The 24,664-nt window shown below is 58.1% G+C and carries 22 protein-coding genes; 15 read left to right on the top strand and 7 right to left on the bottom strand.

All coding sequences use genetic code 11. The annotated features are described in order from the left end of the window. Nucleotides 1–113 precede the first annotated feature (113 nt). Nucleotides 114–1,061: a LysR family transcriptional regulator gene (locus JFU37_RS02690; protein ID WP_201112569.1), complete on the bottom strand. Its 948-nt coding sequence runs from the start codon at nt 1,059–1,061 to the stop codon at nt 114–116. A gap of 109 nt (nt 1,062–1,170) precedes the next feature. Here JFU37_RS02690 and JFU37_RS02685 point away from each other — a divergent pair, with 109 nt between their 5' ends. From JFU37_RS02685 to JFU37_RS02675, 3 genes are read left to right on the top strand one after another with little or no spacing between them, the layout of a single operon-like run. Then, nucleotides 1,171–2,247, top strand: a complete 1,077-nt coding sequence (locus tag JFU37_RS02685) for a 2Fe-2S iron-sulfur cluster-binding protein (RefSeq protein WP_201112567.1) — start codon at nt 1,171–1,173, stop codon at nt 2,245–2,247. 36 nt (nt 2,248–2,283) lie between these two features. Beyond that, nucleotides 2,284–2,745, top strand: coding sequence for a hypothetical protein (locus JFU37_RS02680; protein WP_201112565.1), 462 nt, complete (start codon nt 2,284–2,286; stop codon nt 2,743–2,745). Nucleotides 2,746–2,785: 40 nt separating this feature from the next. Next, the gene (locus JFU37_RS02675; protein WP_201112563.1) at nt 2,786–3,679 is read left to right on the top strand and encodes a sterol desaturase family protein; all 894 of its coding nucleotides are present in this window, start codon (nt 2,786–2,788) and stop codon (nt 3,677–3,679) included. 69 nt (nt 3,680–3,748) lie between these two features. Here JFU37_RS02675 and JFU37_RS02670 read toward each other — a convergent pair whose 3' ends face one another. Beyond that, nucleotides 3,749–4,021: a metal-sensing transcriptional repressor gene (locus JFU37_RS02670; protein ID WP_201112660.1), complete on the bottom strand. Its 273-nt coding sequence runs from the start codon at nt 4,019–4,021 to the stop codon at nt 3,749–3,751. Between the two features lie 171 nt (nt 4,022–4,192). Here JFU37_RS02670 and JFU37_RS02665 point away from each other — a divergent pair, with 171 nt between their 5' ends. Further along, nucleotides 4,193–5,224, top strand: coding sequence for a D-cysteine desulfhydrase family protein (locus JFU37_RS02665; protein WP_201112562.1), 1,032 nt, complete (start codon nt 4,193–4,195; stop codon nt 5,222–5,224). A 91-nt stretch (nt 5,225–5,315) separates the two neighbouring features. On the opposite strand, the gene JFU37_RS02660 is transcribed toward JFU37_RS02665, so the two are convergent. Further along, on the bottom strand, nt 5,316–5,654 hold the full coding sequence (locus tag JFU37_RS02660) for an FKBP-type peptidyl-prolyl cis-trans isomerase (protein WP_201112560.1): 339 nt from the start codon (nt 5,652–5,654) through the stop codon (nt 5,316–5,318). A gap of 165 nt (nt 5,655–5,819) precedes the next feature. On the opposite strand from JFU37_RS02660, the gene JFU37_RS02655 reads away from it, so the two are divergent. Next, complete coding sequence (locus tag JFU37_RS02655) at nt 5,820–6,893, top strand: sensor domain-containing diguanylate cyclase (protein WP_201112558.1); 1,074 nt, start codon at nt 5,820–5,822, stop codon at nt 6,891–6,893. A gap of 5 nt (nt 6,894–6,898) precedes the next feature. Here the strand turns inward: JFU37_RS02655 and JFU37_RS02650 are convergent, their stop codons facing one another. Together JFU37_RS02650 and JFU37_RS02645 are read right to left on the bottom strand one after the other, a co-directional pair. Next, a complete protein-coding gene (locus tag JFU37_RS02650; protein WP_201112556.1) occupies nt 6,899–7,363 on the bottom strand; it encodes a hypothetical protein in 465 nt (154 codons plus the stop codon). A gap of 100 nt (nt 7,364–7,463) precedes the next feature. Further along, nucleotides 7,464–7,772 carry an RcnB family protein gene (locus JFU37_RS02645; protein ID WP_201112554.1) on the bottom strand — a complete coding sequence of 103 codons (309 nt, stop codon included), beginning with the start codon at nt 7,770–7,772 and terminating at the stop codon, nt 7,464–7,466. Between the two features lie 149 nt (nt 7,773–7,921). Here JFU37_RS02645 and JFU37_RS02640 point away from each other — a divergent pair, with 149 nt between their 5' ends. The 3 genes from JFU37_RS02640 (at nt 7,922) to JFU37_RS02630 (ending at nt 11,806) form a co-directional block, all read left to right on the top strand. Beyond that, the gene (locus JFU37_RS02640) at nt 7,922–8,527 is read left to right on the top strand and encodes a DJ-1/PfpI family protein (protein ID WP_201112552.1); all 606 of its coding nucleotides are present in this window, start codon (nt 7,922–7,924) and stop codon (nt 8,525–8,527) included. 213 nt (nt 8,528–8,740) lie between these two features. Beyond that, nucleotides 8,741–10,549, top strand: a complete 1,809-nt coding sequence (locus tag JFU37_RS02635; RefSeq protein ID WP_201112550.1) for a monovalent cation:proton antiporter-2 (CPA2) family protein — start codon at nt 8,741–8,743, stop codon at nt 10,547–10,549. Between the two features lie 159 nt (nt 10,550–10,708). Beyond that, the gene (locus tag JFU37_RS02630) at nt 10,709–11,806 is read left to right on the top strand and encodes a DNA alkylation repair protein (protein ID WP_201112548.1); all 1,098 of its coding nucleotides are present in this window, start codon (nt 10,709–10,711) and stop codon (nt 11,804–11,806) included. A gap of 91 nt (nt 11,807–11,897) precedes the next feature. Here the strand turns inward: JFU37_RS02630 and JFU37_RS02625 are convergent, their stop codons facing one another. After that, the gene (locus JFU37_RS02625; protein WP_201112546.1) at nt 11,898–12,791 is read right to left on the bottom strand and encodes a LysR family transcriptional regulator; all 894 of its coding nucleotides are present in this window, start codon (nt 12,789–12,791) and stop codon (nt 11,898–11,900) included. A 121-nt stretch (nt 12,792–12,912) separates the two neighbouring features. Here JFU37_RS02625 and JFU37_RS02620 point away from each other — a divergent pair, with 121 nt between their 5' ends. From JFU37_RS02620 to lldD, 3 genes are all read left to right on the top strand, one after another. Next, the gene (locus tag JFU37_RS02620; RefSeq protein WP_201112544.1) at nt 12,913–14,559 is read left to right on the top strand and encodes a GMC family oxidoreductase; all 1,647 of its coding nucleotides are present in this window, start codon (nt 12,913–12,915) and stop codon (nt 14,557–14,559) included. Nucleotides 14,560–14,757: 198 nt separating this feature from the next. Beyond that, the gene (locus tag JFU37_RS02615) at nt 14,758–16,380 is read left to right on the top strand and encodes an MFS transporter (protein ID WP_201112542.1); all 1,623 of its coding nucleotides are present in this window, start codon (nt 14,758–14,760) and stop codon (nt 16,378–16,380) included. 201 nt (nt 16,381–16,581) lie between these two features. Next, nucleotides 16,582–17,724 carry an FMN-dependent L-lactate dehydrogenase LldD gene (gene lldD, locus JFU37_RS02610; RefSeq protein ID WP_201112541.1) on the top strand — a complete coding sequence of 381 codons (1,143 nt, stop codon included), beginning with the start codon at nt 16,582–16,584 and terminating at the stop codon, nt 17,722–17,724. 36 nt (nt 17,725–17,760) lie between these two features. On the opposite strand, the gene JFU37_RS02605 is transcribed toward lldD, so the two are convergent. Then, on the bottom strand, nt 17,761–18,129 hold the full coding sequence (locus JFU37_RS02605; RefSeq protein WP_201112539.1) for a DUF427 domain-containing protein: 369 nt from the start codon (nt 18,127–18,129) through the stop codon (nt 17,761–17,763). Between the two features lie 412 nt (nt 18,130–18,541). On the opposite strand from JFU37_RS02605, the gene JFU37_RS02600 reads away from it, so the two are divergent. The 4 genes from JFU37_RS02600 (at nt 18,542) to JFU37_RS02585 (ending at nt 24,321) form a co-directional block, all read left to right on the top strand. Then, nucleotides 18,542–20,770, top strand: coding sequence for a C1 family peptidase (locus tag JFU37_RS02600; protein ID WP_201112537.1), 2,229 nt, complete (start codon nt 18,542–18,544; stop codon nt 20,768–20,770). Nucleotides 20,771–20,979: 209 nt separating this feature from the next. After that, nucleotides 20,980–22,929, top strand: a complete 1,950-nt coding sequence (locus JFU37_RS02595) for a DNA topoisomerase III (protein ID WP_201112534.1) — start codon at nt 20,980–20,982, stop codon at nt 22,927–22,929. A gap of 274 nt (nt 22,930–23,203) precedes the next feature. After that, nucleotides 23,204–23,647, top strand: coding sequence for a potassium channel family protein (locus JFU37_RS02590; RefSeq protein ID WP_201112532.1), 444 nt, complete (start codon nt 23,204–23,206; stop codon nt 23,645–23,647). Nucleotides 23,648–23,817: 170 nt separating this feature from the next. Further along, a complete protein-coding gene (locus JFU37_RS02585) occupies nt 23,818–24,321 on the top strand; it encodes a GNAT family N-acetyltransferase (RefSeq protein ID WP_201112529.1) in 504 nt (167 codons plus the stop codon). The last annotated feature ends 343 nt before the right edge of the window (nt 24,322–24,664 follow it).

Raw genomic sequence — 24,664 nt, 5'->3', positions numbered from 1 at the left:
CGGATAGGCTGATTTTTCAGTCCTGCCTGGAACACATCTAGAGTCTTCATATAACGGCTGAGTCGGAGCATCTTGCAGTCGAGCGTGCACGGGAATGAGGCTGGGCGCATGATTCATTGATCATCGTAAAATCCAGATCCCTTGTACATTGTGGTCCTAGGTGCTTCGGAAGCTACAGCACGAATCGTATTGAGCACCAACGTGGCCGCAGGGGACAGTGTTCGTCCGCCCAAATGCACAATGCCAATTTCCGTAAACAACGATCCGGTCTCGGGAAAAGGCAAGGAAACCAACGTCCCAGCTTGTAAGTCTCGCTCCACCGCAGCTTGTGTTGCTCCCAGAATCAGGTCGTCGTTAATCGCGAGGTCTTTCAGCACAGAGAGGTTATCGCACTTCAGCGCCACCGGCAGAGGCTGATCGGGAGCCAATTCAAGTAGGTGTCTGAGTTGGACCAACGCCGCATTTGGGAACGAACTCAGGGCAAAACCATAGTGCAAACAATCCTTCAGCCTGCGCATCGGTTTGCCTATCAGTGGATGACCCGGACGGCAGAAGAATGCTCCCCGTTGACGACAAAGTGGAGTGATGGCGAGGTCTGGTTCATGTGAAATTTCCTGCGTGTCAGCGACAAAGAACTCTATCTCCTCGGCCCGCAGATGGAGTAGCAGGTAGCGCCAGTTGTTTGTGTCCACGGTGAAGCAAATGCCGGGGCTCTGCCGCCTTACCTCCCGGAGCACCTGTCGCACCAGCCCATAGGTCGGCGAAGGTCCGACCCCGAACGCGACGTGACCTACATCGCCGTCGCGTATTTGCGCCATGTCCAACTCAAACGTGCGCATCTGGTAAGCAATGCGTCTGGCGTGCTCCAGAAATACCTCACCCACTTTGGTTATCGAAACCGCTCGGTTGTCGCGGTCGAACAAGGACAGCCCCAGCTCTTCTTCCAATGCCTGAATGCCACGACTGAGTGCAGGCTGGCTCAGATGCAGTTTTTCGGCTGCCCGCGCAAAGTTCAATTCCTGCGCCAGCGCGAGGGCATAGCGGATACGCTTCAAGTCCATCTATCACCTCATAATGTCCAGTGGTAATTGCTTCAATGTTTATAATGCATTGGACGCATCGCTGTAGCAAAAATTACAGTTCGCCCATACCAATAAGGCAACTGTTCCTATGTCAACTATTGCTCCCGATCCCGCATCGCCAAATAGCTATCAACTAATTATCGAAGGCACCCCGCTGCAAGCGTGTGTGGCATCGGGCGAGACAGTCCTCAAGGCTGGTCTTCGCAGCGGCGTCAAAATTGCGCATTTGTGCATGGTCGGCGAATGTGGCTCCTGCCGTTGTCGTCTCCTGCGGGGAAAAGTCAGGCTCAAGAAAGACATCTCCCATCATGTGGACCACGCTGCATTGCGCAACGGCTATCTATTGGCGTGCCAGTCCGAACTCTTGAGCGATGTATTGCTGGCCGTGCCTGGCTTGTCGCCGGATGTCCACGGCCCAGCGCTGGTCACACGTTCTGGACGGATCAAATCGGCCGTTGCTCTGAACCACAATATTCGCCACCTGGTGCTGGAGCTTGATGCGCCAATTTCCTATCAGGCTGGACAGTACGCCCAATTGAGCATCCCAGGGCATCCGGCCCTGGCCCACGAACCGCGCTGCTATTCGTTCTGCTCAGCGCCATTGGGTCATCCGCAAATCGAGGTGGAATTTCATGTCCGCCTGGTCCCCGGCGGACAATTTACCGAATGGTTGTTTGCCGAGGATCGCATCGGTGAGCGTATAGAGTTGACTGGCCCGCTCGGTGATTTCACCACCCAAAACGCTCAGCGCCCGATGGTGCTCATCGCCGGTGGAAGTGGTCTTGCTCCCATAAAGTCAATTCTCGAACAGTTGAGCGCTCAGAAAAGCGCCCCGGATGTGACGCTGTTTTTCGCCGCCCGCACCCAGGACGATCTGTACTGCCTGGGCGAAATTGCACAACTACAGGCCAACTGGCCTGGTCGCAGTCGAATGCTGTTTGAGCCCGTCCTGTCAAATGAGCCTGGTCATTCCACCTGGGGCGGTCTGACTGGGTATTGCGGCGAATATATTTCCAGTTTCTGTAGCCCTGCCGACAGCAGTTTTTATCTCTGCGGTGCGCCACTGATGATCGATTCGATTCTTCGCCAATTAGAAGGCGTCGTTGAGCCTCAATACATCCACTACGACCGTTTTATTGATCGCAGCAATATGACGCAGCAATAAGCTTTCCCCGGTACTCATTGACTTTGGATAATAAAAATGAAATCGAAATTGATGCCCGCTTTAATCCTGTGTGCAACGTTTTCGCAGGCGCAAGCCGCTGATTCGCCCATCACTCTTGAATTTGGTGCCGCAGTAAAAAACGTATCGGAAGTGAATGTTGCTTCGGGAACCTCAAGTTTGAATATGATTGCCGAGGGCGCGGGAAAACTGGTGTCACAAGGTGAGTCGGTGCGTTTCTATGCCCTTTGTGCCATTACCGACACATTGAAAGGAAAGGCAGTCGTTGCGGGATTGGGCGACTGTGAATTCAAAACGACGGATGGTGGCGTGTTGTATGCGCATTTCCAGACAACCCCAGGACATGGAGATCAGGGTCAGATTACGCTGAGTGGCGGTAGCCAGAATCTTGAGCGTTTCAACGGCATCGTTCCCATCGAAATAACAGTCAATCCGGCCAAGGTCGGCAAGCTGGTGTTTTTTGCCGAAAACCTGAAATGAGCATTGCTCAAGGCTCACAACTCAGTAAAAGGAAACCGTGATGGGAATGACCATTGGGCTTAGTGTCTTTGTCACGCTGTTTGTGCTTGACATTGTGATGGGGGAGTTCAGGAAACCCGGTGCATTGAGTATGAATGAACTGGGCGTAAACCTGATCAGTATCGTGATCGCGTTCTCCATTCGCGCGTTGCCTTTTGCGGGGATTACTTATTTGCTGGTCACGTTTCTGCCAGAGTGGAGAAACGCCCTGGCTCACACCCATTTCGCAGTATTGTTCCTCGCGGTCCTGTTGCTTGACGATTATGGGAATTACTGGTTTCACCGCCAGGCACACCAAATACCCTGGTTGTGGCGCCTGCACAAACCTCACCATATTCCGACACGCATGAACGTGCTAATGGGGGTGCGCGAAAGCACGTTTTATTACCTGCTGATTCCCGTCAATGTGATGGCCCCGCTACTGGTTTTTGTCGGTGCAGAGGAAGCCGGAGCCGCAATGCTGGGCCTCAAGCTGACAGTCGGTTATCTCCAACATGTGGGCTATCGCTGGGATTTGTGGCTGCGCCGTTTCGCCCCTGGCCGCCTGTTTCTCGATTTGGCAGAAAACCTGTTCTCGCTTCAGGATTTTCATCATGTGCATCATGGTATCGGCCGCTACGGCAATGCCTCATCCAACTATGGCAACGTGCTCAATATCTGGGACAAGATTCACAATACGAGCAGCGGCCATCCGCACTGCGCTCAGGATGCTTACGGCGTGCCAACAGGTGCAAAGGTAGAGTCTTGGGCGGTGCAATTGTTCTGGCCACTTTGCCGGGAGCGGAAGGTAAAACCCGATGCATCCTCGATCATCGTCCAGAGTTCGCCCGATGAACTGGAAGCAGCCCAAGCCATCATTTTTACCGCTGAAGGTCTGGCAATTGCGGTGAGATGAAGGTCCGCTTTAGATCGAGGCATAGGTCCGCAATGGGTTGAATGCAACCATATGCATTACACCGCCATGTTAGATGGGGTTTTCTAGGTAGCTAAGAGCAATTAAAACGGGGCGCCCCTCATCGCTAAGTGCCGGGTTAGCAACATGCTCCCTGGCGTGGTCTTCGATGATTTCGTCCATCAACCCGTTGATAGCTCCGCGTATGGCCGCCACCAAATAGAAGGTCTTCGCGCAATCGGCGTCGGACTCAAGCGCCCGCTCAATGGCCTGGACTTGACCTGAAATGCGCCGAACGCGGTTGAGCAGGTCATCTTTATGATCATGGATGTACGACCTACATATACCCCTACCCCTATTTGCTGCGCATAGTCACCGATGCGACGGAACAGGCAAGCAGCCAATCAAACGAATTCAATACATCAGGTAATAGGAGTAATAACCAACGATGCATTTATCCCGAGCGGCTTTCTCCCTACAGTCGCTTAAATAACCGTGAACAACGAGGCTCCATTGATGCAGACCCTACTGGACAAGTCGCTGAGTTCTTTTGCACGGACAGACCTTCTGCAAGGCCCCACTCCCATCCAGCAGGCCGAACGCCTTGAACAGTTGTTGGGCTTGAAGGCGCAGGGAGTCGGCCTGTTTCTCAAGCGCGACGATCACATGTTGATTGGCGGTGGCGGTAACAAACTGCGCAAACTTGAATTTCATATCGGCGCAGCGCTGGCGTCCGGCGTCGACACGGTCATTACCATCGGCGGCCTTCAGTCCAACCATGCGCGCCTGACCGCCGCCGTGTGTGCTCGCCTGGGCATTGCGTGCGAATTGATCCTGACCCGGTCAGTCCCTAAAGCCGAAGTGGATTACGAACTCAATGGCAACGTTCTGCTCGACCAGTTGTTCGGCGCAGAAATGAGCGTGTTTCCCGCCGGCACCGACTCACTCGCCAAGGCCGAACTACGCGCAGCGCAGCTTCGGGACGCGGGACGCAACGTGATGGTGCTACCCACCGGGGGCTCAACGCCACTGGGCAGTCTGGGTTATGCGCGCTGCGCAGTGGAGATCGCGCAGCAGGAAACGCAACTGGGCGTCACCTTCAACCAGGTCGTGGTACCCAACGGCAGCGCCGGCACCCACGCCGGGCTCGCGGCCGGCTTCCAATTGCTGGACCGAGGCACGTCTATCGTCAAGTCTTACTCGGTTTTATCCGACCGGGACTCATCAGCGGCCAGGACCGTGCAATTGACCCAGAACGCGCTGGCGTTGTTGGGCAGCAGCGCCATCGTACAGGCTGACGAAATCACCATTGACGGCAGTCAACTGGGCGACGGTTACGGGCTGCCGACGCTAGCCATGCAGGACGCAGTACGCCTGATGGCCCGTGCCGAAGGTTTGTTGATCGACCCGGTGTATTCCGGCAAAGCGTTCGCCGGGTTGTTGGCCGATCTCAGGCAAGGGCGATTCCGGTCCGGGGACAATGTGCTGTTTGTGATGACCGGCGGCACACCGGGCCTGTATGCCTACCGGGAAACTTTTCAGGCCTGACCAGCCAGGTCAAAATCAAAAGATCGCAGCCTTCGGCAGCTCCTACAGGTGTACGCGATCTTTTGATCTTCAAACCCAAAAAATCACACTATTAATCATCACGGGTAAGCACTTCCAACAACTCAATCTCGAAAATCAAATTCGAATTCGGCGTGATCGCCCCCATCGAACGCTCGCCATAGCCCAGGTGCGCCGGCACCAGCAGCTTGCGCTTGCCGCCGACCTGCATGCCCATAATCCCCTGATCCCAGCCCTTGATGACCCTTCCAGTGCCAATCACGCACTGGAAAGGTTTGCCTCGACTGTAGGAAGAATCGAATTCGGTGCCGTCTTCCAGCCAGCCGCGGTATTGGGTGGTGATCAGTGCACCTTTGACCGCGGTTTTGCCTTCGCCCACTTCAAGATCGATTACCTGCAATTCATCATTCATCACGTTCACTCTATTGTGCACCCACCCAACAGGGCGTAATGGGCGCCGTTTTCCCAGAAATACGCCCGATTGGCAACCGATTCGACCTGTTTCCGGCATTCACCGTGAACTAAGCTATGCAACACCTATCCGTACGGTTCAATACGCCATGATGGCAATTCCTGAATGAATCTGGTCTGGACCAGCGCAACCATTGCCTCAGTGATGCTTGCCCTGATCGTCGCGTTGATCTGTCGCGAGCGCGCGCTGAAAAAGCAGCTGGCCGAGTGTCGCGTGCTGATTGCCAGCCTGACCGATGGGCAAAATATCCGCGAGGACGGCGACGCCGAACGCTTCAAACGTAGCCAATACTTCGCCCGCATCGGCACTTGGGACTGGGATGTCGACACCGACAAACTCTACTGGTCGGACGCGATTTACGGCATGTTCGGCTTCAAAATCGGAGAGGTGACACCCTCCTACGCCTTGTTTTGCGCCTGCGTGCACCCGGACGACCGTGCAACGGTTCGGGCCGGTGAATTGCGCTGCCTGGAAACCGGCGACAACCATGACGAGGAATACCGGGTCGTCTGGCCCGATGGCACCATCCGCTGGCTGAGGGAGACCGGCAATGTGGTGAAGAACGATCACGACATGACCATCAAAATGATGGGCGTGGTGCGCGACATCACCGAGGAAAAAGCCTCTGCCAGTTACCTGCAACACCTGGCCCACTACGATCCGCTGACTGGCCTGCCCAATCGCCTGGTGCTGGAGGAGCGCCTGTGCGAAGCCCTGGAGCAGGCCCGTGTCAGCGCCACGCGTGTCGCGCTGGTGTTTGTCGATCTCAATGGCTTCAAGGCAATCAATGATCGCTACGGCCATGCGGCTGGCGACCGGGTATTGATCACCACCGCCACCCGGTTGAAGCGGATCCTGCGTTCAACCGACACCGTCGCCCGGATTGGTGGCGACGAATTTGTGGTCATCCTGCAAGGCCTGCCACAGGGCAACAGCCTGCAAGACGAAGCCCGCGTCATCTGCCAGAAAATTTTCGTCGAACTCTCACCGCCGATCACCATCGGCAATGACCAGCGGCACATCGGTACCAGCCTTGGGGTCGCGGTGTTCCCGGACCATGCGCCGAGCATGGACCGGTTGATTCACATCGCGGACCTGGCGATGTATGAAGCCAAGCGCAGCGGGAATAATCAGTATCGGTTGGGTGATCAGACGGTGAGTCATATTCGAGTTGAGTAAACGCTTCAGTCCTTGCGTTGGCCAAAAGGAATGCCGTTAAACGTGTGGGTGCAACAATGACAATAAGGAGTCATGCGCTCAGCCGTCAGCTCAGGATTGACGATTCGCAGAAGCCCCTGGTCATCCACAAACAAGCCACTGAAATAGCTCGACTCCCCTAGACACACCTGCTCCTGCCTTTCGCTTTCATGCAGGGCAACCATCCAGAACACCGGTTCATGCCGGTCGAGACGAGCCACCGCCTCACTGAAAACTTCATCCCATTGCCTACCGACGCGAGACAACAGAAACCGAAAGAGCGGCGTGTAATCAAACCCGTGCCGACGAGTTCCATGCATAGAACTGCGTTGCACATCATTATGAATTTCAGCCTTAGTGTTGCGCTGATGCCGATAATGTCCCGTGAAATCGTTACGCCAAACTCCCCACGTGCGGGTATTGACCTTGCGGTAGAGGGGTTTCTTTTCCAACGGGTCGCTCCTGACATCCAGTCAACAAAATCGCCGTCGAGCTTTACCGGAACGCAGGATGATTTCAATCAGCCTTCCATGGCCAATTGTTACCGGCGACTTACCGCTCCACCGGCGTGATGTCCATGATCGTCCCGCTGGTGATCATTACCATCATGTACTTATCGTTGATCTGCACCCACTGGGCCTGATCCTTCGGTGCCTTGAGCCCTTTCTGCTTCCAGTTGACCAGGGCTTTTTCGCTGCGTTGGTAGACCTCCGGCGCGCGGTCGCCGACCACCAGATTGCGGGCATTGTTGACCCCGGGCTGGACGGTTTTTTGCGCTGGGTCATCGGCTTGAACGATCGGGCTGATACCGGCAATGCCCGCGACTAGGGCCAGGCTGGCGATAAGGGTCTTGCTGTTCATCGGTGAACCTCCTGTGATGTCGTGGTACCCGAACTCCGACTGCGCGCGGACGCAATCATTCATTACTGTTGCGATGATTCTGTGCCGGACTGTATGGGATGCTTCGCGCATCGTCGGCGTAGGCTGCGAAAAAACACTCGGGATTCGCCATGCACATCGCCATTCTGACTTTTGACGGCTTCAACGAACTGGATTCCCTGATCGCCTACGGAATGCTCAGCCGGATTTCCCTGATCGGCGACAAGGATTGGCGGGTGAGCATCGCTTCACCGACCGCTCGGGTCACGTCCATGAACGGTTTGACCATCGACGCTCATATCGATCTGGCCGAGGCCTGTCAGGCCGATGCAGTGCTGGTGGGCAGTGGCATGAAAACCCGTGAAGTGGCCAATGATCCAGCAATCATGGATCAGTTGTGTTTCGATCCGTCCCGCCAGTTACTGGGCTCTCAGTGCTCCGGAACCTTCCTGCTGGCCAAGCTTGGGCTTCTGGGCGAGGCACCGGCCTGCACCGATACCACCAGCAAACCCTGGGTGCAGGCGGCGGGCGTCAACATTGTTAATCAAGCGTTCTACGCCAACGGCAACATCGCCACCGCCGGCGGCTGTTTCTCCGCGCAATACCTGTCGGCGTGGGTGCTGGCCCGGCTCAAGGGTGCAGAAACCGCGCGGGAAGTGTTGCACTACTTCGCCCCGGTCGGCGAAAAGGACGAGTATGTGGCCAGGGGGATGGCGCATATCGATGCGCATCTCTGACAGACGGATCGCCAATTAGGCCGCCATCGCGAGCAGGCTCGCTCCCACATGGGTTCTGTGAATGACACAAATTCATTGTGGGAGCGAGCCTGCTCCGGGCGGCGATCCGACGATAGCGGTGTGTGAGTCAACAACCATTTATGTTCAGGCTGACGCCTGTGCCTGCAACCCTTATCCTTGACGCTCCGCCGCACCGAGTCTTTGGAGTTCGTCATGCCCCACGAAGGCAACCTGTTGCAAGCCGCTGTCGTGTTTCTGTTCGCGGCCGTGCTCACCGTGCCCTTGGCCAAACGTCTGCAATTGGGGGCGGTGCTGGGTTACTTGTTTGCCGGCGTCATCATCGGGCCGTCGGTGCTGGGCTTGATTGGCAATCCGCAAAGCGTCAGCCACATCTCCGAACTCGGCGTGGTGTTGCTGCTGTTCATCATTGGCCTGGAACTGTCGCCGCGCCGGTTGTGGGTGATGCGCAAAGCAGTGTTTGGCGTGGGCCTGGCGCAGGTGCTGCTGACGGGCTCGGTGATTGGCGTGCTGGCGCTGTTGGTGTTTGGCCAGCCGCTGAATAGCGCGATTGTGCTCGGCCTTGGCCTGGCGCTGTCGTCCACTGCATTTGGCCTGCAAAGCCTGGCCGAACGCAAAGAGCTGACCAGCCCGCACGGGCGACTGGCGTTTGCGATTCTACTATTCCAGGACATCGCCGCGATCCCGCTGATCGCCATGGTGCCGCTGCTGGCGGGCGGTGATCACGCCACCAGCGCTGCCGAAAATCTGAACCACGGCTTGCGGGTGTTGGGCAGCATCGCGGTGGTGGTGATCGGCGGGCGGTATCTGTTGCGGCCGGTATTCCGTGTCGTGGCCAAAACCGGATTGCCGGAGGTTTCTACCGCCACCGCGTTGTTGGTGGTGATTGGCACGGCGTGGCTGATGGACTTGGTCGGTGTGTCCATGGCGCTGGGGGCGTTTCTTGCCGGTTTGCTGTTGGCGGACTCTGAGTATCGCCATGAACTGGAAGCGCAGATCGAACCCTTCAAAGGCCTGTTGCTGGGGCTGTTTTTCATCAGCGTCGGCATGGGCGCCAACCTGAGTTTGTTGCTGAGCGCGCCGATCACCGTGCTGGGCCTGACGCTGCTGCTGATCGCTATCAAACTGCCGCTGTTGTTCATTGTGGGTCGATTGGCCGGTGGTTTGGGCAAGGTCAGTGCGATTCGCCTGGGCATCGTGCTGGCGGCCGGGGGCGAGTTTGCGTTCGTGGTGTTCAAGATCGGCCGGGATCAGGGCTTGTTCGATCCGCGCCTGTACGACTTGCTGGTGCTGACGATCACCTTGTCCATGGCGGTGACGCCGTTGTTGTTGCTGCTGTGCGCACGGCTTTATTCGCCCAAAGTACAACCGGTCGTGGTGCCAGAAAAATTCCGCGACATAGACACCGACGAACCCCGCGTGGTGATCGCCGGCATGGGCCGGATGGGGCAGATCATCGCCCGTATACTGCGCGCACAGAACATCAAGTTCGTGGCCCTCGACACTTCGGTGGAAACCATCGAACTGTCCCGCAGCTTCGGCGGCGTGCCGGTGTTCTACGGCGATCCGATGCGCCCGGAAATCCTCAGCGCGGCCAAGGTCGGGCAGGCGGAATACTTTGTCATCGCCACTGATGATCCGGACACCAACATCAAGACCGCCGAGTTGGTGCACAAGCTGTACCCGCACATCAAAATCATCGCCCGCGCCCGTAACCGCCAGCATGTGCACCGCTTGATGGACCTGGGCGCCGAGGCGATTCGGGAAACCTACTATTCGAGCCTGGAAATGAGCCGGCGCACGCTGGTCGGACTCGGGCTGACCCAGGCCCAGGCGGATGCGCGGATCAAGCGCTTCAAGCATCACGACGAACAGGTGCTGGAAGCGCAGCATGCGGTGTATGACGATGCGGCGAAGGTGTTGCAGACGGCGCAGGAGGCCCGGGCGGAATTGGCGAGGCTGTTTGAGGCTGATCAGTTGGAAGAGCAATCGGGTAAGCATTGAGGTGCATTTGAGGGCCCCTTCGCGAGCAAGCCCGCTCCCACACGTGTTCTCAGTCGTACACAAATCATGTGTTCACCAAAGAACCCTGTGGGAGCGGGCTTGCTCGCGAAGAACGATAACGCGGTAATTCAGACAAACCAGAATTCTAAGGAACGCACCATGGCTGACCAACCCGCCCCCGCCCTCAAGGAAATCTTCAACGCCGAGCGCCTCACACACATCGCCACCGAGATGACTGCGGTCTACCCCGAATTCAACGCCAAGGCCTTCCTGAAAATGGCCAACGAAGGGCTCGCCGAGTTGTCGATCATGCAGCGCATGGCCCGTGTCAGTGAGTGCCTGCACGCGGTGCTGCCGCTGAGTTATGAAGCATCCCTTGAGGTACTGCGCGCCTTGGCCCCACGCTTGAACAGCGGCTTCGTCAGCATCTCGTTACCACATTACGTCGCGACGTATGGCGCCCATGCATTCGAGCAATCCATGGACGCACTCAAATACTTCACCACCTTCGGCTCCGCGGAATTCGCGATCCGGTATTTCCTGCGCAACGACATCGAGCGCTCACTGGCGGTCATGCACGCTTGGTCCCTGGATGAAAACGAACACGTCCGCCGCCTGGCCAGCGAAGGCAGCCGACCGCGCCTGCCATGGTCCTTTCGCCTGGAGCACATCCAGGCCGACCCAACGCTGGCGGCCGCGATCCTCGACAACCTCAAGGCAGACGCCAGCCTTTATGTGCGCAAATCCGTGGCCAACCACCTGAACGACATCACCAAGGACCATCCCGACTGGGTGCTGAACCTGATCGAGGGTTGGTCGCTGGATAACAAACACACGGCGTGGATTGCCAAACATGCCCTGCGCAGCCTGATCAAACAGGGTAACCAGCGGGCGCTGGCGCTCATTGGCGCCAGTGGCAAGGCTGAAGTCGAGATCATTGATGTGAAGGTCGAACCGGCAGTGATTGTTCTGGGGGAGAAAATCACGCTGGCCTTTACCGTCAACTCCACGGTCGAGGACAACCAGCGGCTGGTGATCGACTACGCCATCGATTACGTCAAAGCCAACGGCAGCACCTCGGCGAAGGTGTTCAAACTCAAAACCCTGACCTTGCCCGGCAAGGCCAGCGAGCGCATCGCCCGTGGCCAGCACATCAAGGAACTCACTACCCGTAAACACTACGCGGGCAAACATGCAGTGCACATTCTGGTGAACGGCGAACGCCTGGCCAGCAGCGCCTTCGAAATCCTCCCTTGAACCACAATCCCTCTGTAGGAGCGAGCTTGCTCGCGATGGTGTGTCAGCTACATGGGTGTCGACTGACACTCCATCGCGAGCAAGCTCGCTCCTACAGGGATTGGCCAGTCAACAGCGCCTGCTCGCGCTCACACAACTCCACCACGTAATCCCACAGCACGCGCAACCGCACGGACTTGTGCAGTTCGCGGCGGGTGCTGATCCAGTAGCTGCGCTGAATGCTTTCATCCGGCAACAGCGGCACCAGCTCCGGATCGGCGCTGGCCATGTAGCACGGCAACACCGCAATCCCCAACCCTGAACGAGCGGCCTGTTGCTGGGCGATGACGCTGGTGCTATGGAAAACCACCTGCGGGTTGCGACAGAAGCTGTTGAGGAACATCAGCTCCTGACTGAACAGCAAGTCATCGACGTAGCCGATCCAGGCATGACGACCGAGGTCTTCACGGCTGCGCAGCGGTGGCGAGCGATCCAGATAGGCCTGGCTGGCGTAGAGCGCCAGGCGATAGTCAGTCAGTTTTCGGGTAACCAGCATGTCGGCCGCCGGGCGTTCGAGGTGGATGCTGATCTCGGCTTCGCGGTTGAGGATGCTGACAAAGCGCGGCACCGCCACCAGTTCAACTTCCAGCCCCGGATAGCGCTCGAACAAACCATTCATGCGACTGGCGAGGAACATGATGCCCAGCCCCTCGGTAACGCCAACGCGGATCTTGCCCAGTGGCGCAGTCGATTGAGTGATTTCCTCTTGGGCCAGCAGCGCGACGTTTTCCATGGCTTCGGCGTGTTTGAGCAGCGCTTCGCCGGCCGGGGTCAGTTCGTAACCTTGGGCGTGCTGAACAAATAGCGCGGCGCCGAGGCTCTTTTCAATGGCCTCGATGTGCCGGGCCACCGTGGCGTGGGTCGTATTTAAACGGCGGGCAGCGGTCAGCAAACGCCCGCTCCGCTGTAATTCGAGAAAAAACCGCAGGTCATTCCAGTCAAACATGAACCGTCCTTAGGGCTGCGCTGTTTAAAAACGCACAGCAGCTGCGTAAAAACTAACATTCTTTTAACGAAAGCTAACAACTAGGATGACTGACAACAAGAACAACAAGACGAGGTCAGGGATGCAGACTTCACTGGATGAATACGACTACATCGTGGTCGGCGCCGGGCCGGCAGGCTGTTTGCTGGCCAATCGACTGTCGGCCAATCCGCAACACCGGGTGCTGCTGCTCGAAGCCGGCGGTCGGGACAACTACGCGTGGATTCACATCCCCGTGGGTTACCTGTTCTGCATCGGCAACCCGCGCACCGACTGGTGCTTCAAGACTGAAGCACAACCTGGCCTGCAAGGTCGCGCCCTGAGCTACCCACGCGGCAAAGTGCTGGGCGGTTGTTCCTCGATCAACGGCATGATCTACATGCGCGGCCAGGCCAGCGACTACGACGGTTGGGCCGCCGATGGCAATCCCGGTTGGCGCTGGCAAGACGTTCTGCCGCTGTTTAAACAAAGCGAAAATCATTTTGCCGGCGAATCGGCGTTTCACGGCGCTGCCGGCGAATGGCGGATCGAGCGCCAGCGTCTGTCGTGGCCGATACTGGATGCCTTCCGCAGCGCCGCCGAACAAAGTGGCATCGCCAGCATCGATGACTTCAACCAGGGTGACAACGAAGGATGTGGCTACTTTCAGGTCAATCAGAAAGCCGGGATTCGCTGGAATGCGGCCAAGGCGTTTCTTAAACCCATCCGTCACCGCTCCAATCTCACCGTGTTGACCGACGTCGAAGTCGACCGCGTACTGCTGGAAAATGGCCGTGCCTCTGCGGTCACCGCACGCTGGCAAGGCCAGGCGAAATCCTTCAAGGCGCGCAAGGAAATCGTCCTTTGCGCAGGCTCCGTCGGTTCGCCAACCATTCTCCAACGCTCCGGCATCGGCCCTCGCCCGCTGCTGGAAAAACTCGGTATCGGCGTGGCGCATGAACTGCCAGGGGTGGGTGGCAACCTGCAGGATCACCTGCAACTGCGGCTTATCTACAAGCTCGAAAACGCCCGCACCCTGAACCAGATCGCCAACAGCTTGTGGGGCAAGATGGGCATGGGCCTGCGCTACCTTTATAACCGCAGCGGGCCGCTGTCCATGGCGCCGAGTCAGCTCGGTGCCTTTGCCCGTTCGGGGCCGGAGCAGACCTCGGCGAATCTGGAGTATCACGTGCAGCCCTTGTCGCTGGAACGTTTCGGCGAGCCGCTGCACGCTTTCCCTGCCTTCACTGCATCGGTCTGTGATCTTAGGCCGTACAGTCGGGGCCGAGTGGAAATCCGCAGTGCCGACCCACAAGCGGCACCCCTTATCCAGCCCAACTATTTGAGCCACCCAGAAGACTTGCGCGTCGCTGCCGACGCGATTCGCCTGACCCGCCGCATCGTCGCCGCGCCGGCCCTGCAAGCCTTCAAACCGGTGGAATACCTGCCCGGTGACAGCCTGCAAAGCGAGGAACAACTGCACGAAGCCGCCGCGCGGATCGGCACGACGATTTTTCATCCGGTCGGCACCTGCCGCATGGGCCATGACGCGGGCGCCGTGGTCGATGCGCAACTCAACGTCCACGGCATCCCCGGCCTGCGCATCGCCGATGCCTCGATCATGCCGCGCATCACCTCGGGCAACACCTGTTCGCCTACGTTGATGATTGCCGAAAAAGCCGCGCAACTCATCCTCAACCCCAACACAAGAATCATCACCGAGAAAAAGGAACGGGTCACCCACACTTGAACCCGGACACGGAATCTGTAGGAGCGAGCTTGCTCGCGAAGGTGTGTCAGTTGACACCCATGCAGCTGACACACCTTCGCGAGCAAGCTCGCTCCTACAAGGAACAAGTACACCCGATACATTGAAGTAGCGGCGCCAACCCACAAGGCCGGCGCCGACAGTGGAACAACAAAAACAATCACTGTGAGGGATAACGATATGTCAGAACATGTTCAGCCTCTGGAAGCCGTGCGCAGCGCAGGCACCAGCCATGACACACAAAAAGTCATCTTCGCTTCGTCACTCGGGACGGTGTTCGAGTGGTACGACTTCTTCCTCTATGGCGCGCTGGCTGCGGTGATCAGCAAACAATTTTTTGCCGGGGTCAACGACACCACCGCGTTCATTTTTGCGCTGATGGCCTTCGCTGCCGGTTTCATCGTCAGGCCATTCGGCGCACTGGTGTTCGGTCGGTTGGGGGACATGATCGGGCGTAAATACACCTTCCTCGCGACCATCATCCTCATGGGTCTTGCGACGTTCTGCGTCGGGTTATTGCCGACCTACGCCAGCATCGGCATCGCCGCGCCGATCATCCTCGTGGTGCTGCGCATGCTTCAGGGCCTGGCCCTGGGCGGTGAGTACGGCGGCGCTGCCACGTATGTCGCGGAACACGCGCCGATCGGCAAACGTGGCTTTCACACCAGCTGGATTCAATCCACCGCGACCCTCGGGCTGCTGCTCTCGCTGCTGGTGGTGCTCGGTTGCCGCTACTTCACCGGTGACCAATTCGAAGTCTGGGGCTGGCGGATTCCGTTTCTGTTTTCGATCATTCTGCTGGGCATTTCGACCTGGATTCGCCTGAGCCTGCACGAGTCGCCTGCGTTCGTGAAAATGAAAGAGGAAGGCAAACTCTGCAAATCGCCACTGCGCGATTCCTTCGGTAAATGGGAAAACCTCAAAGTCGTTTTGATCGCCCTGTTCAGCATCAACGCCGGGCAAGCGGTGACGTTTTATGCAGCGCAGTTCTACGTGCTGTTCTTCCTCACGCAATTCCTGAAAATGGACCCGGCCCTGGCCAACAGCCTGCTGATCGTCAGCGTGATCATCGGCGCGCCGTTCTTCATCTTTTTTGGCTGGCTCTCGGATAAGGTCGGGCGCAAACCGGTGTTGATGATCGGCCTGCTGCTGGCCACTGCACTGTACTTCCCGATCTTCAAAACCCTGGCTCACTACGCCAACCCGGCCATCGACCAGGCGAGCCGTCAGGCGCCGATCACCGTCATGGCCGACCCGGCCACGTGCACCTTCCAGTTCGACCCGGTGGGCAAGGCTAAATTTGATAGCCCGTGCGACAAGGTCAAAACCTTCCTGGTGAAACAGGGCCTGCCCTACTCCAGCGCGGCCGCACCTGCCGGCAGCGGCGTGCAGGTCAGCGTCGGCGACGTCAAGCTCGATGGCTTTGACGAAGCGGCCCTGCGCGGCGCGGTGACATTGGCCGGGTATCCGTCACAAGCCGACGTGCAGCAGATCAACAAACCGATGATTGTCGCGCTGATTGTGGCGCTGATCATCATCTCCGCCATGTGCTACGGCCCGCTGGCGGCGCTGATGGTCGAACTGTTCCCGACCCGCATCCGCTACACCTCGATGTCCTTGCCGTACCACATTGGCAACGGCTGGTTTGGTGGGTTCCTGCCGACCGTGTCGTTTGCGTTGGTGGTGTACACCGGGGACATTTTCTATGGGCTTTGGTACCCGGTGGTGATTACCGGGGTGAGTCTGGTGGTCGGGCTGATCTGCTTGCGTGAGACCAAGAACGTGGATCTGGATACCAACTGACATCAACCGCCCACTGTACTGTAGGAGCGAGCTTGCTCGCGATGGACTCAAGAGCGCCGCGTTTAGCCAGTAAACACGCGTTATCGTTAACGACCATCGCGAGCAAGCTCGCTCCTACAGTGATCGGCATGATCGCAAAGCGGGCCATTTTCGCTAATCTGACCTGATACATCGCCCCGACACTCACCAGACCGAGGCACCATGATCATTTCATCCGCATCTGACTACCGCGAGGCCGCACGCCGCAAACTCCCCCGCTTCCTGTTTGACTACATTGATGGCGGCGCCTATGCAGAGCACACACTGAGGGCTAACAGCGCCGATCTGACAGACATCAGTCTGCGCCAGCGCATTCTGAAAAACGTCGAAACCCTGAGCCTGGAAACCACCCTCTTCGATCAACCCCTTTCAATGCCAATCATATTGGCGCCCGTTGGCCTGACCGGCATGTTCGCCCGCCGTGGCGAAGTGCAGGCTGTCAAAGCGGCAGAAAATAAAGGCATCCCCCTCTGCCTTTCAACCGTCTCGGTGTGTTCGATCGAAGAAGTCTCGACCCAAAGCCAACAGTCCATCTGGTTTCAGCTGTATGTGCTGAAGGACAGAGGGTTCATGAAAAATGCACTGGAGCGTGCAAAGGCCGCCGGTGTGAAGAACCTGGTGTTTACCGTCGACATGCCCACCCCCGGCGCCCGTTACAGGGATGCGCACTCGGGCATGTCAGGCCCTTTTGCGGCATCGCGGCGAATTTTCCAGGCCATGACCAAACCCGACTGGGCATTCAATGTCGGCGTCATGGGACGCCCACATGACCTGGGCAACATATCGAAGTACCTCGGCAAAGCCGTCACGCTCGAGGACTACATGGGCTGGCTGGCCAATAACTTCGATCCTTCGATCAGTTGGAGCGATCTGGAATGGATTCGTGACTTCTGGAAAGGCCCGATGATCATCAAAGGCATTCTCGACCCGCAAGATGCCAGAGACGCGGTCAGCTTTGGCGCGGATGGCATTGTGGTGTCGAACCACGGTGGCAGGCAGCTGGACGGCGTGCTCTCCACCGCCCGGGCATTACCGCCCATCATGCAAGCGGTGGGTAATGATCTGACGGTGCTGGTCGACTCGGGAATCCGCTCGGGGCTTGATGTGGTGCGGATGTTGGCGCTGGGCGCGAAAGGCGTATTACTGGGGCGTTCGATGGCCTACGCGCTGGCCGCCGATGGCCAACGCGGGGTCGAAAACATGCTGGACATTTTCGCCAGGGAAATGCGCGTGGCCATGACCCTGACCGGTGTGACCTCGATTGGTCAGATTGATGAGTCCACGCTGGTGAAAGCTGTTCGATAAGAACCGCAGCTTCTTTATCGGCTGAAAAAGCGAGTGTCAGACCTCCGAGTCGAGGAGCTCGAACTTCACCTGATCAGGGTAAAACGCCACGTAACCGCGAATCTGATCCACGGACACCTTGGGGTCCTCATAACTCCACACTGCATTGGCGCCTTCATGCCCCGGGACTTGCAAGCTGAAATAGGTGGCATCGCCCTTGTAGGGGCAATAACTGGTGTGATCGGTGCGGGCAAAGTACTTTTCGTCGATATCCTCCCGCGGAACGTAATACACCGGCGGATAGTTGGCCTCAAGCAACACCAGCGCCCGTGCAGACGCGGCCACCTGGATACCGTGAAATTTCACCAACAGGCAGCCTGGCTGCTCGGCGATGGTAATGACAGGACTAGGAGCGGAGGTTTTCATGGAATACGTTCCTCATGATGCTAATGAACCTGCAGGTAGGAGCGAGCCTGCTCGCGAAGGACTTGAGAGCAACGCGTTTATTCAGGAAGAACGCGTTATCGTTAACGTCCTTCGTCGGAACGCCGCCCGGAGCAAGCTCGCTCCTACACTCCAGGGTGAACAGACTAGAAGCAATGCCCGCGATGGCTGCGCAACAGCCCCAAAACCTGAGACCACGACTGTCAGGTATAACCCAGATTTCGCAATCACGACTGTTTCGCAGCCGAACGGGGTGGCACGCTCCTGGAAACCGGCGAAACACTCGAACCCGGTAAAACTTCGTCTACGATCTATAGCACCGTTGACACCCCTACTGGGCAGTTGAGCAGTCGTGGCGTGGGGGTACGAGTCTCAACAGCTTGAGGGACCCCACATGCCTGCCACACAGTTCGCTCTCGATCAAAAGATCATCACCCTCGACGCCCGTCCGGATCGCCTGGATCTGCGTGATCGCATTTTCACCCCGCGAGTCCAGTCACTGCCGCCCTCCTGGCCCGCCGACAAAAGTATTGCGACCGAGCTCTCGGCTTACCTGGGTAAAGGCATGGTGCTTTATCAGGGCAACGAAGGCGCGTGCACCGGGTTCGGGTTGGCGGCGGTGGTCAACTATCTGTTGTGGCGGCGGGACCGGGCCTCCACCCAAACCAGCCCGCGCCAGCTTTATCATTTGGCCAAGCTGTATGACGAGTGGCCAGGTGAAGACTACACCGGCTCCAGTTGCCGGGGTGCCTTGAAGGGATGGCATAAGCATGGCGTCTGCGCGCAGGCGCTGTGGCCGTATACCGTAAAACCCGACGGCTCGGTGCCGGATTTCGAAGCGCCGGCCGAGAATTGGGCAATTGATGCGATGACTCGACCGCTGGGGGTCTATTACCGCGTCGAGAAAGACGATATCACCGCCATGATGGCGGCGCTCTACGAAGCGGACGTGCTGTACGTTTCCGCCAATGTGCATCAGGGTTGGGCGCTGATGCAGCCCAAAGCCAAAAAACGTCCGCCCGTGGTGTTCAAGAGCATGTCTCAGCTTCCCGTCATCAAATGGCCGACAAAGCGACAGGGCGGTCACGCGTTTGCCTTGATCGGCTACACCCATCAGGGGTTCATCGTGCAGAACTCCTGGTCAACCGATTGGGGATTTTCAGGCTTCGCCATCCTCACGTTCGAGGACTGGCTGGCCAATGGCACCGACGCCTGGACCGTGGCCCTCGGCGTGCCGATCGAACACGGTGCGCTATCAAATAGCCCGTCGTCACGCGCCAGGGCCGATGCTCGATCGCCGTTTCGCAACGCGCTGTCGAGCGCCAGCGCCAAGCGCGAAGGTGTCTCGCTGTTCACCGCCAGCGCCCGCGATCTCGACCGCAAAGGCCCGCCGTTGTTGACCATGGACCAGGCCTATGGACTGACCATCGTGATGGAAAACAACGGCAGCATCGGCCCCCGACTCACCGACGTGGAAAACGTCCAGGCGGGCGTCAAGCGCATCGTCTACGAATCCCCGCGCGCCTGGTACGACAAGCTGCCGGCAGCCAGCAAACCGGTGGTGCTGAGGATCGCCGTCATTGCCCATGGCGGGCTCAATTCAGAGCAAGACTCCATCAACCGGATTTGTGCGATGGCGCCCTACTTCCTCGAGAACGGCATTTACCCGCTGTTTGTCACGTGGCGCACCGGCGCGCTGGAAACGTTCGCCGACATCGTTCAAGACACCCTGCCGGGACTGTTTCCCGGAGCAGGCAGCCTCAGTGATGTGTTGAAGAACATCAAGGACAAGGCCCTGGAAGGCCTGGACCGCACGGTGGAGCTGGCCACCAAGAAACTCGGCGGCGATCAGTGGAGCCAGATGAAACAAAACGCCGACGCCGCGTCCGTGGCAGGCTTCACGCCGCGCGGGCTGGTGGAAATGGCGAATAACCTGAAAACCCTCGTCGCCGACATGGGCAAGAAAAACGTCGAGTTGCACCTGATCGGTCACTCGGCGGGCTCGCTGATCAATGGCCATTTGATTCAACTGTTGTCGGCCAGGAGCTTGTCCATCGAAACGTCGACGCTGATGGCCCCGGCCTGCACCCTCGATTTCGCCAACCAGACCTATCGCAAAGTCATCGAGGCCGGTGGACTCAAGCGCGATGATTTCCACATCCACATGATGTCCGACAACCGCGAACAGGACGACAACGTCATCAACGTCTACCACAAGTCACTGCTGTATCTCGTGTCCCGAGCCTACGAAGAATTGCAACGCATGCCGCTGCTGGGCATGGCCAAAGCCCTGGATAAAGACTTCCAGGACTTCAGCGACCCGGATCTGTCCGAGTGGAACATTGCCGCGAAAAGCATGACCGAACAGTGGAATCAGTTTTACTGGGGGAACACCATTCCAGCCGGTTTTGCCGCAACAGGCCGCGGGCTGCCTGACAAATTCGCGAAAACCCTGCACATCTTCAACGATCCCAAAATGAACTATGGCGCGGGCACCAAGGCGGACACTTCCCACGGAGGATTCGACAACGACGTGAACGTCATTACCGCCGCGCTACTCACCATCCTCAGGCGCGAGCCCGACGCCAAGCTGGACCTGCCAGTGGTGAACCTCAACTATTAAACACAGGACCTTGTAGGAGCGAGCTTGCTCGCGATGAATTCGAAGGCGGCGCATTTTTCCAGACAGTACGCGTCATCGTTAACGACCATCGCGAGCAAGCTCGCTCCCACAAGGGCAAAAAACTGTACATCCATACAGATAAAGATTGCTCCTTCCTTCATCAGCCGCCATTCTGTCCGCCTCTCGACAGTTGATGAGCGATGGTGGTTATGCGGCTGTACCTCTGTGAAAAACCTTCCCAGGCCAAAGACATTGCGGCGGTGCTCGGCGCCAGGCGTCGTGGCGACGGCTGCTGGTTGGGCACGGACGTCACGGTGACCTGGTGCATCGGCCACCTGCTGGAAACCGCGCCGCCGGATGCCTACGACGCACGTTACAAGCGCTGGGTACTGGCGGATCTGCCGATCATTCCAGAAAAGTGGAAGATGACCGTCAAACCGCGCACGGCCAGCCAGTACAAAGCCGTCAAACGGCTGCTTGGCGAAGCCGATGAGCTGGTGATCGCCACTGACGCCGACCGTGAAGGCGAGATGATCGCCCGGGAGCTGGTGGAGCATTGCCGGTATCGCGGGCCGATCCAGCGTCTGTGGCTCTCGGCGCTGGACGATGCCTCCATCCGCAAAGCCTTGGCGGCACTCAAGCCCGGGGCCGAAACCTTCAGTCTTTATCATTCGGCGCTGGGGCGTTCCCGGGCCGACTGGCTGATCGGGATGAACATGAGTCGGCTGTTCACACTGCTGGGGCGTCAGTCAGGCTATCAAGGCGTATTGCCGGTTGGCCGGGTACAAACGCCTACCTTGCGCCTGGTGGTGGATCGCGACCGCAGCATCGCCGATTTCGTGCCGGTGGCTTATTGGGCCATCGACGTGCAATTGCGGCACGACGGCACCGCGTTCACCGCCCAATGGCGCGCGGCCTCCGAGGTTTGCGACGATCAGGATCGCTGCCTCAATCAGGCGCTCGCCCAACAGGCCGCTTCGGCGATGGGCGGTGCGACGACTGCCCGGGTGATCAAAGTGCGCACCGAGCGAATGCGTGAAGTGGCGCCGCTGCCGTTCGATCTCGGCACTTTGCAGGAAGTCTGCTCGAAGAAGCTCGGTCTCGGCGCGCAAGAAACCCTCGATATTGCCCAGGCGCTCTACGAAACCCACAAAGTCATCACCTATCCCCGCAGCGATTGTGGCTATCTGCCCGTGAGTCAACACAGCGAAGCGCCCAGTATTCTGGCGGCGCTGCGCCAGGCTGACCCGACGCTGAATGCCTTGAACGATCACCTGGAACCGCAGCGACGCTCGCGGGCCTGGAACGACGCCAAGGTCAGCGCGCACCACGGCATCATCCCCACGGCCGCGGCGAAAAACCTTGAGCGACTGGTGGGCAAACAGCGCGCGGTCTACACCCTGATCCGCGCGCGTTATCTGGCGCAGTTTCTACCCAACCATGAATACGACCGGACCCAGGCCGACTTCGACTGTGCAGGCGAAGCCCTGCGCGCAGTGGGCAAGCAGATCGTCGAGCCCGGCTGGAAACGTGCCCTGCCCGAGGCCCTTGCCCCGACAAAGGGCCGCGAAGCACCGGCGCCGCAAACACTGCCGGCCTTGGCCGAGGGCCGCGACTGTGCGGTGGTCGACGTGAAACTCAAAGACCTGTGGACGCAACCGCCGAAGCCGTTCACCGAAGGCGACCTGATAAAGGCGATGAAGAACGTTGCCAAACTGGTGGAAGATCCGTTGCTCAAGCAAAAGCTCAAGGACACCACCGGCATCGGCACCGAGGCGACCCGCGCCTCGATCATTCAGGGTTTGCTCGACCGTGGTTACCTGATCAAGAACGGCAAGGCTCTGGCCGCGACACCGGCGGCTTTCAGCCTGATCGATGCCGTGCCGCGCGCCATCGCCGACCCCGGGACCACGGCGATCTGGGAGCAGGCCCTGGACATGGTGCAGAGCGGTGAAATGAGCCTGGAAGAATTCGTGACCAAGCAGGCCGCGTGGATGAGCAAACAAGTCGCCCGTTGCGCCGGCCTGAGCCTGACCATCAGCGGGCCGGCAAGCCCTGCCGGACGCGGTGCGACACCGTGGAAGAACAAACGAAAACCGGCCAAACGCAAGCCATCGGCAGGCACCAAACGCGCCGCAAAACCGGCGAGCAAGGCATAGCTTTTCATTTTGACCTGAAACTTTTTCAGCCATTTTGAAATTCTATGAGGCATTACGCACAGCAGATTGCGGATTCGAATTTCCGAAAAATACTTTCCGAAAGCAGACGACTTTCACGCGTCCTGGTTGCCTGGTAGTCAATCAACTAGAGTGAAGTGACAGCTCTTGCTGCAACTGCCGGGTCCCTGGATCAATGTGCTGAAACTACCGCGGTAGCGCATGGCCTCGAGGTCATCCAGGGGCCACATCGGGTTGAACTCCTTGAGGAACACCGATGCCTTCAAACATCCTTTTCGCTTGGGGGCTGGCGGCCAGTACGGTGATCGTACATGCCGTCGGTATCGCTCTGATGCTGAGGGCTCTGAATCGCTGGGCAAGAACGTATCCGACGATCCTTTGGGCCATTAGCTGGAGGTTGGTTTGGGTGGCTTGTTACCTGCTTTTGCTCCATCTGGCAGAAATTTCGATCTGGGCAGCGTTTTATCTGTGGCAGAAATGTCTGCCCGATCTCGAAACGGCACTTTACTTCTCCGGCGTGACTTACGCGACGATTGGTTACGGAGAGGTGGTGATGGCGAAACCATGGCGGTTGCTCGCGCCGATCGAGGGCTTGACCGGCATCCTCATGTGCGGTTTATCCACAGGCATCTTCTTCGCGATGGTTAATCACATTTACCAGATGGCCCACACCGAAACCAACGACGATCACAAGTCCTGATGTATTTTTAGTGGGTGGCGCTCCTGGTTCCTCAGGTGAATTGCGCAAGCTTCTTCTTCGATGTGACCCACAAAATACTACGGCAAAGCGTGAGGCCACTTCGAATGGACGAGGGAGTCTAGAGTGGGGCTATTCACTGATTAATCCCGCTTGAACAGGAGCCCGTCAGCATGCCTTCGATAGCACTGCACGCCGCCCAGCGCGACGAGTGGGAGACGATTGAAAATCTGATGCAGTTCTATGTGTACGACTTCAGCGAGTGGCTGCCGCTGAAACTGGCTGAGCATGGTTTTTTCAACGTCCAGCCCAAACCCGGTTACTGGCGCCACCCCGCGACCCAGCCGTATCTGATCCGCGTCGACGGCGAGCTCGCCGGCTTTGTGACCGTGGATAACGACACACACCTGGACGGCGCCGAACACAACATCGGCTACCTGTTTGTCACTCGCCGCTTTCGTGGCCAAGGTGTCGGGACGTTTGTCGTGTCTGCCCTCTTGAGTCGAATCCCCGGTCAGTGGCAAATTTTCCACATCGATGCCAACCTGCCTGCGCGGCGGTTCTGGGCCCGGGTCATGCCCGAACTGGTCGGTATCGAGTGCTCTCTACATCAGCGAGAGGTGGACGGCTATCCGTGCACCTTCTACCGCTTCCAGGCCCCGCCCCCTTTGGCCTGACCAACGCTTCCCCCTACTTTTCTAATTCCAAACGGCTTTGTCCGACAATATGTAGTGACTGAAAATATTCACTACAAAACCGTTGACGCCTCCGATTTGCCCTTGCATGATGCAGACATCTCCCCGATCGGGAGTACAGCAACATGTTTGAGCAAGCTCGTCTGACCGCCGAGCTGTTTTCCCCCGGATACACGCTGCCCACAAGGCAGATTGAAGAAGCTGACCTGGCCCGAACGTCCAGTACAAGGACGAGAAGCGCTGGCGATCAATCCTCATGAAGCTTGTGGCCGACACTGAAAAGGTCGGCAGTGGCCTCCAGGTTTTCGCTGCTTCTCTTCGTTGT

Source organism: Pseudomonas sp. TH41, assembly GCF_016650695.1.
Lineage (GTDB): Bacteria > Pseudomonadota > Gammaproteobacteria > Pseudomonadales > Pseudomonadaceae > Aquipseudomonas.
This window is presented reverse-complemented; position numbering and strand designations above follow the sequence as displayed.

Coding starts and splice junctions, on each gene's coding strand:
- JFU37_RS02600 (WP_201112537.1), top strand. CDS start 18,542: ATGCCTGCCACACAGTTCGCTCTCGATCAAAAGATCATCACCCTCGAC.
- JFU37_RS02660 (WP_201112560.1), bottom strand. CDS start 5,654: ATGAATGATGAATTGCAGGTAATCGATCTTGAAGTGGGCGAAGGCAAA.
- JFU37_RS02620 (WP_201112544.1), top strand. CDS start 12,913: ATGCAGACTTCACTGGATGAATACGACTACATCGTGGTCGGCGCCGGG.
- JFU37_RS02640 (WP_201112552.1), top strand. CDS start 7,922: ATGCACATCGCCATTCTGACTTTTGACGGCTTCAACGAACTGGATTCC.
- JFU37_RS02615 (WP_201112542.1), top strand. CDS start 14,758: ATGTCAGAACATGTTCAGCCTCTGGAAGCCGTGCGCAGCGCAGGCACC.
- JFU37_RS02625 (WP_201112546.1), bottom strand. CDS start 12,791: ATGTTTGACTGGAATGACCTGCGGTTTTTTCTCGAATTACAGCGGAGC.
- JFU37_RS02635 (WP_201112550.1), top strand. CDS start 8,741: ATGCCCCACGAAGGCAACCTGTTGCAAGCCGCTGTCGTGTTTCTGTTC.
- JFU37_RS02690 (WP_201112569.1), bottom strand. CDS start 1,061: ATGGACTTGAAGCGTATCCGCTATGCCCTCGCGCTGGCGCAGGAATTG.
- JFU37_RS02685 (WP_201112567.1), top strand. CDS start 1,171: ATGTCAACTATTGCTCCCGATCCCGCATCGCCAAATAGCTATCAACTA.
- JFU37_RS02655 (WP_201112558.1), top strand. CDS start 5,820: ATGAATCTGGTCTGGACCAGCGCAACCATTGCCTCAGTGATGCTTGCC.
- JFU37_RS02595 (WP_201112534.1), top strand. CDS start 20,980: ATGCGGCTGTACCTCTGTGAAAAACCTTCCCAGGCCAAAGACATTGCG.
- JFU37_RS02675 (WP_201112563.1), top strand. CDS start 2,786: ATGGGAATGACCATTGGGCTTAGTGTCTTTGTCACGCTGTTTGTGCTT.
- JFU37_RS02605 (WP_201112539.1), bottom strand. CDS start 18,129: ATGAAAACCTCCGCTCCTAGTCCTGTCATTACCATCGCCGAGCAGCCA.
- JFU37_RS02665 (WP_201112562.1), top strand. CDS start 4,193: ATGCAGACCCTACTGGACAAGTCGCTGAGTTCTTTTGCACGGACAGAC.
- lldD (WP_201112541.1), top strand. CDS start 16,582: ATGATCATTTCATCCGCATCTGACTACCGCGAGGCCGCACGCCGCAAA.
- JFU37_RS02645 (WP_201112554.1), bottom strand. CDS start 7,772: ATGAACAGCAAGACCCTTATCGCCAGCCTGGCCCTAGTCGCGGGCATT.
- JFU37_RS02590 (WP_201112532.1), top strand. CDS start 23,204: ATGCCTTCAAACATCCTTTTCGCTTGGGGGCTGGCGGCCAGTACGGTG.
- JFU37_RS02680 (WP_201112565.1), top strand. CDS start 2,284: ATGAAATCGAAATTGATGCCCGCTTTAATCCTGTGTGCAACGTTTTCG.
- JFU37_RS02630 (WP_201112548.1), top strand. CDS start 10,709: ATGGCTGACCAACCCGCCCCCGCCCTCAAGGAAATCTTCAACGCCGAG.
- JFU37_RS02585 (WP_201112529.1), top strand. CDS start 23,818: ATGCCTTCGATAGCACTGCACGCCGCCCAGCGCGACGAGTGGGAGACG.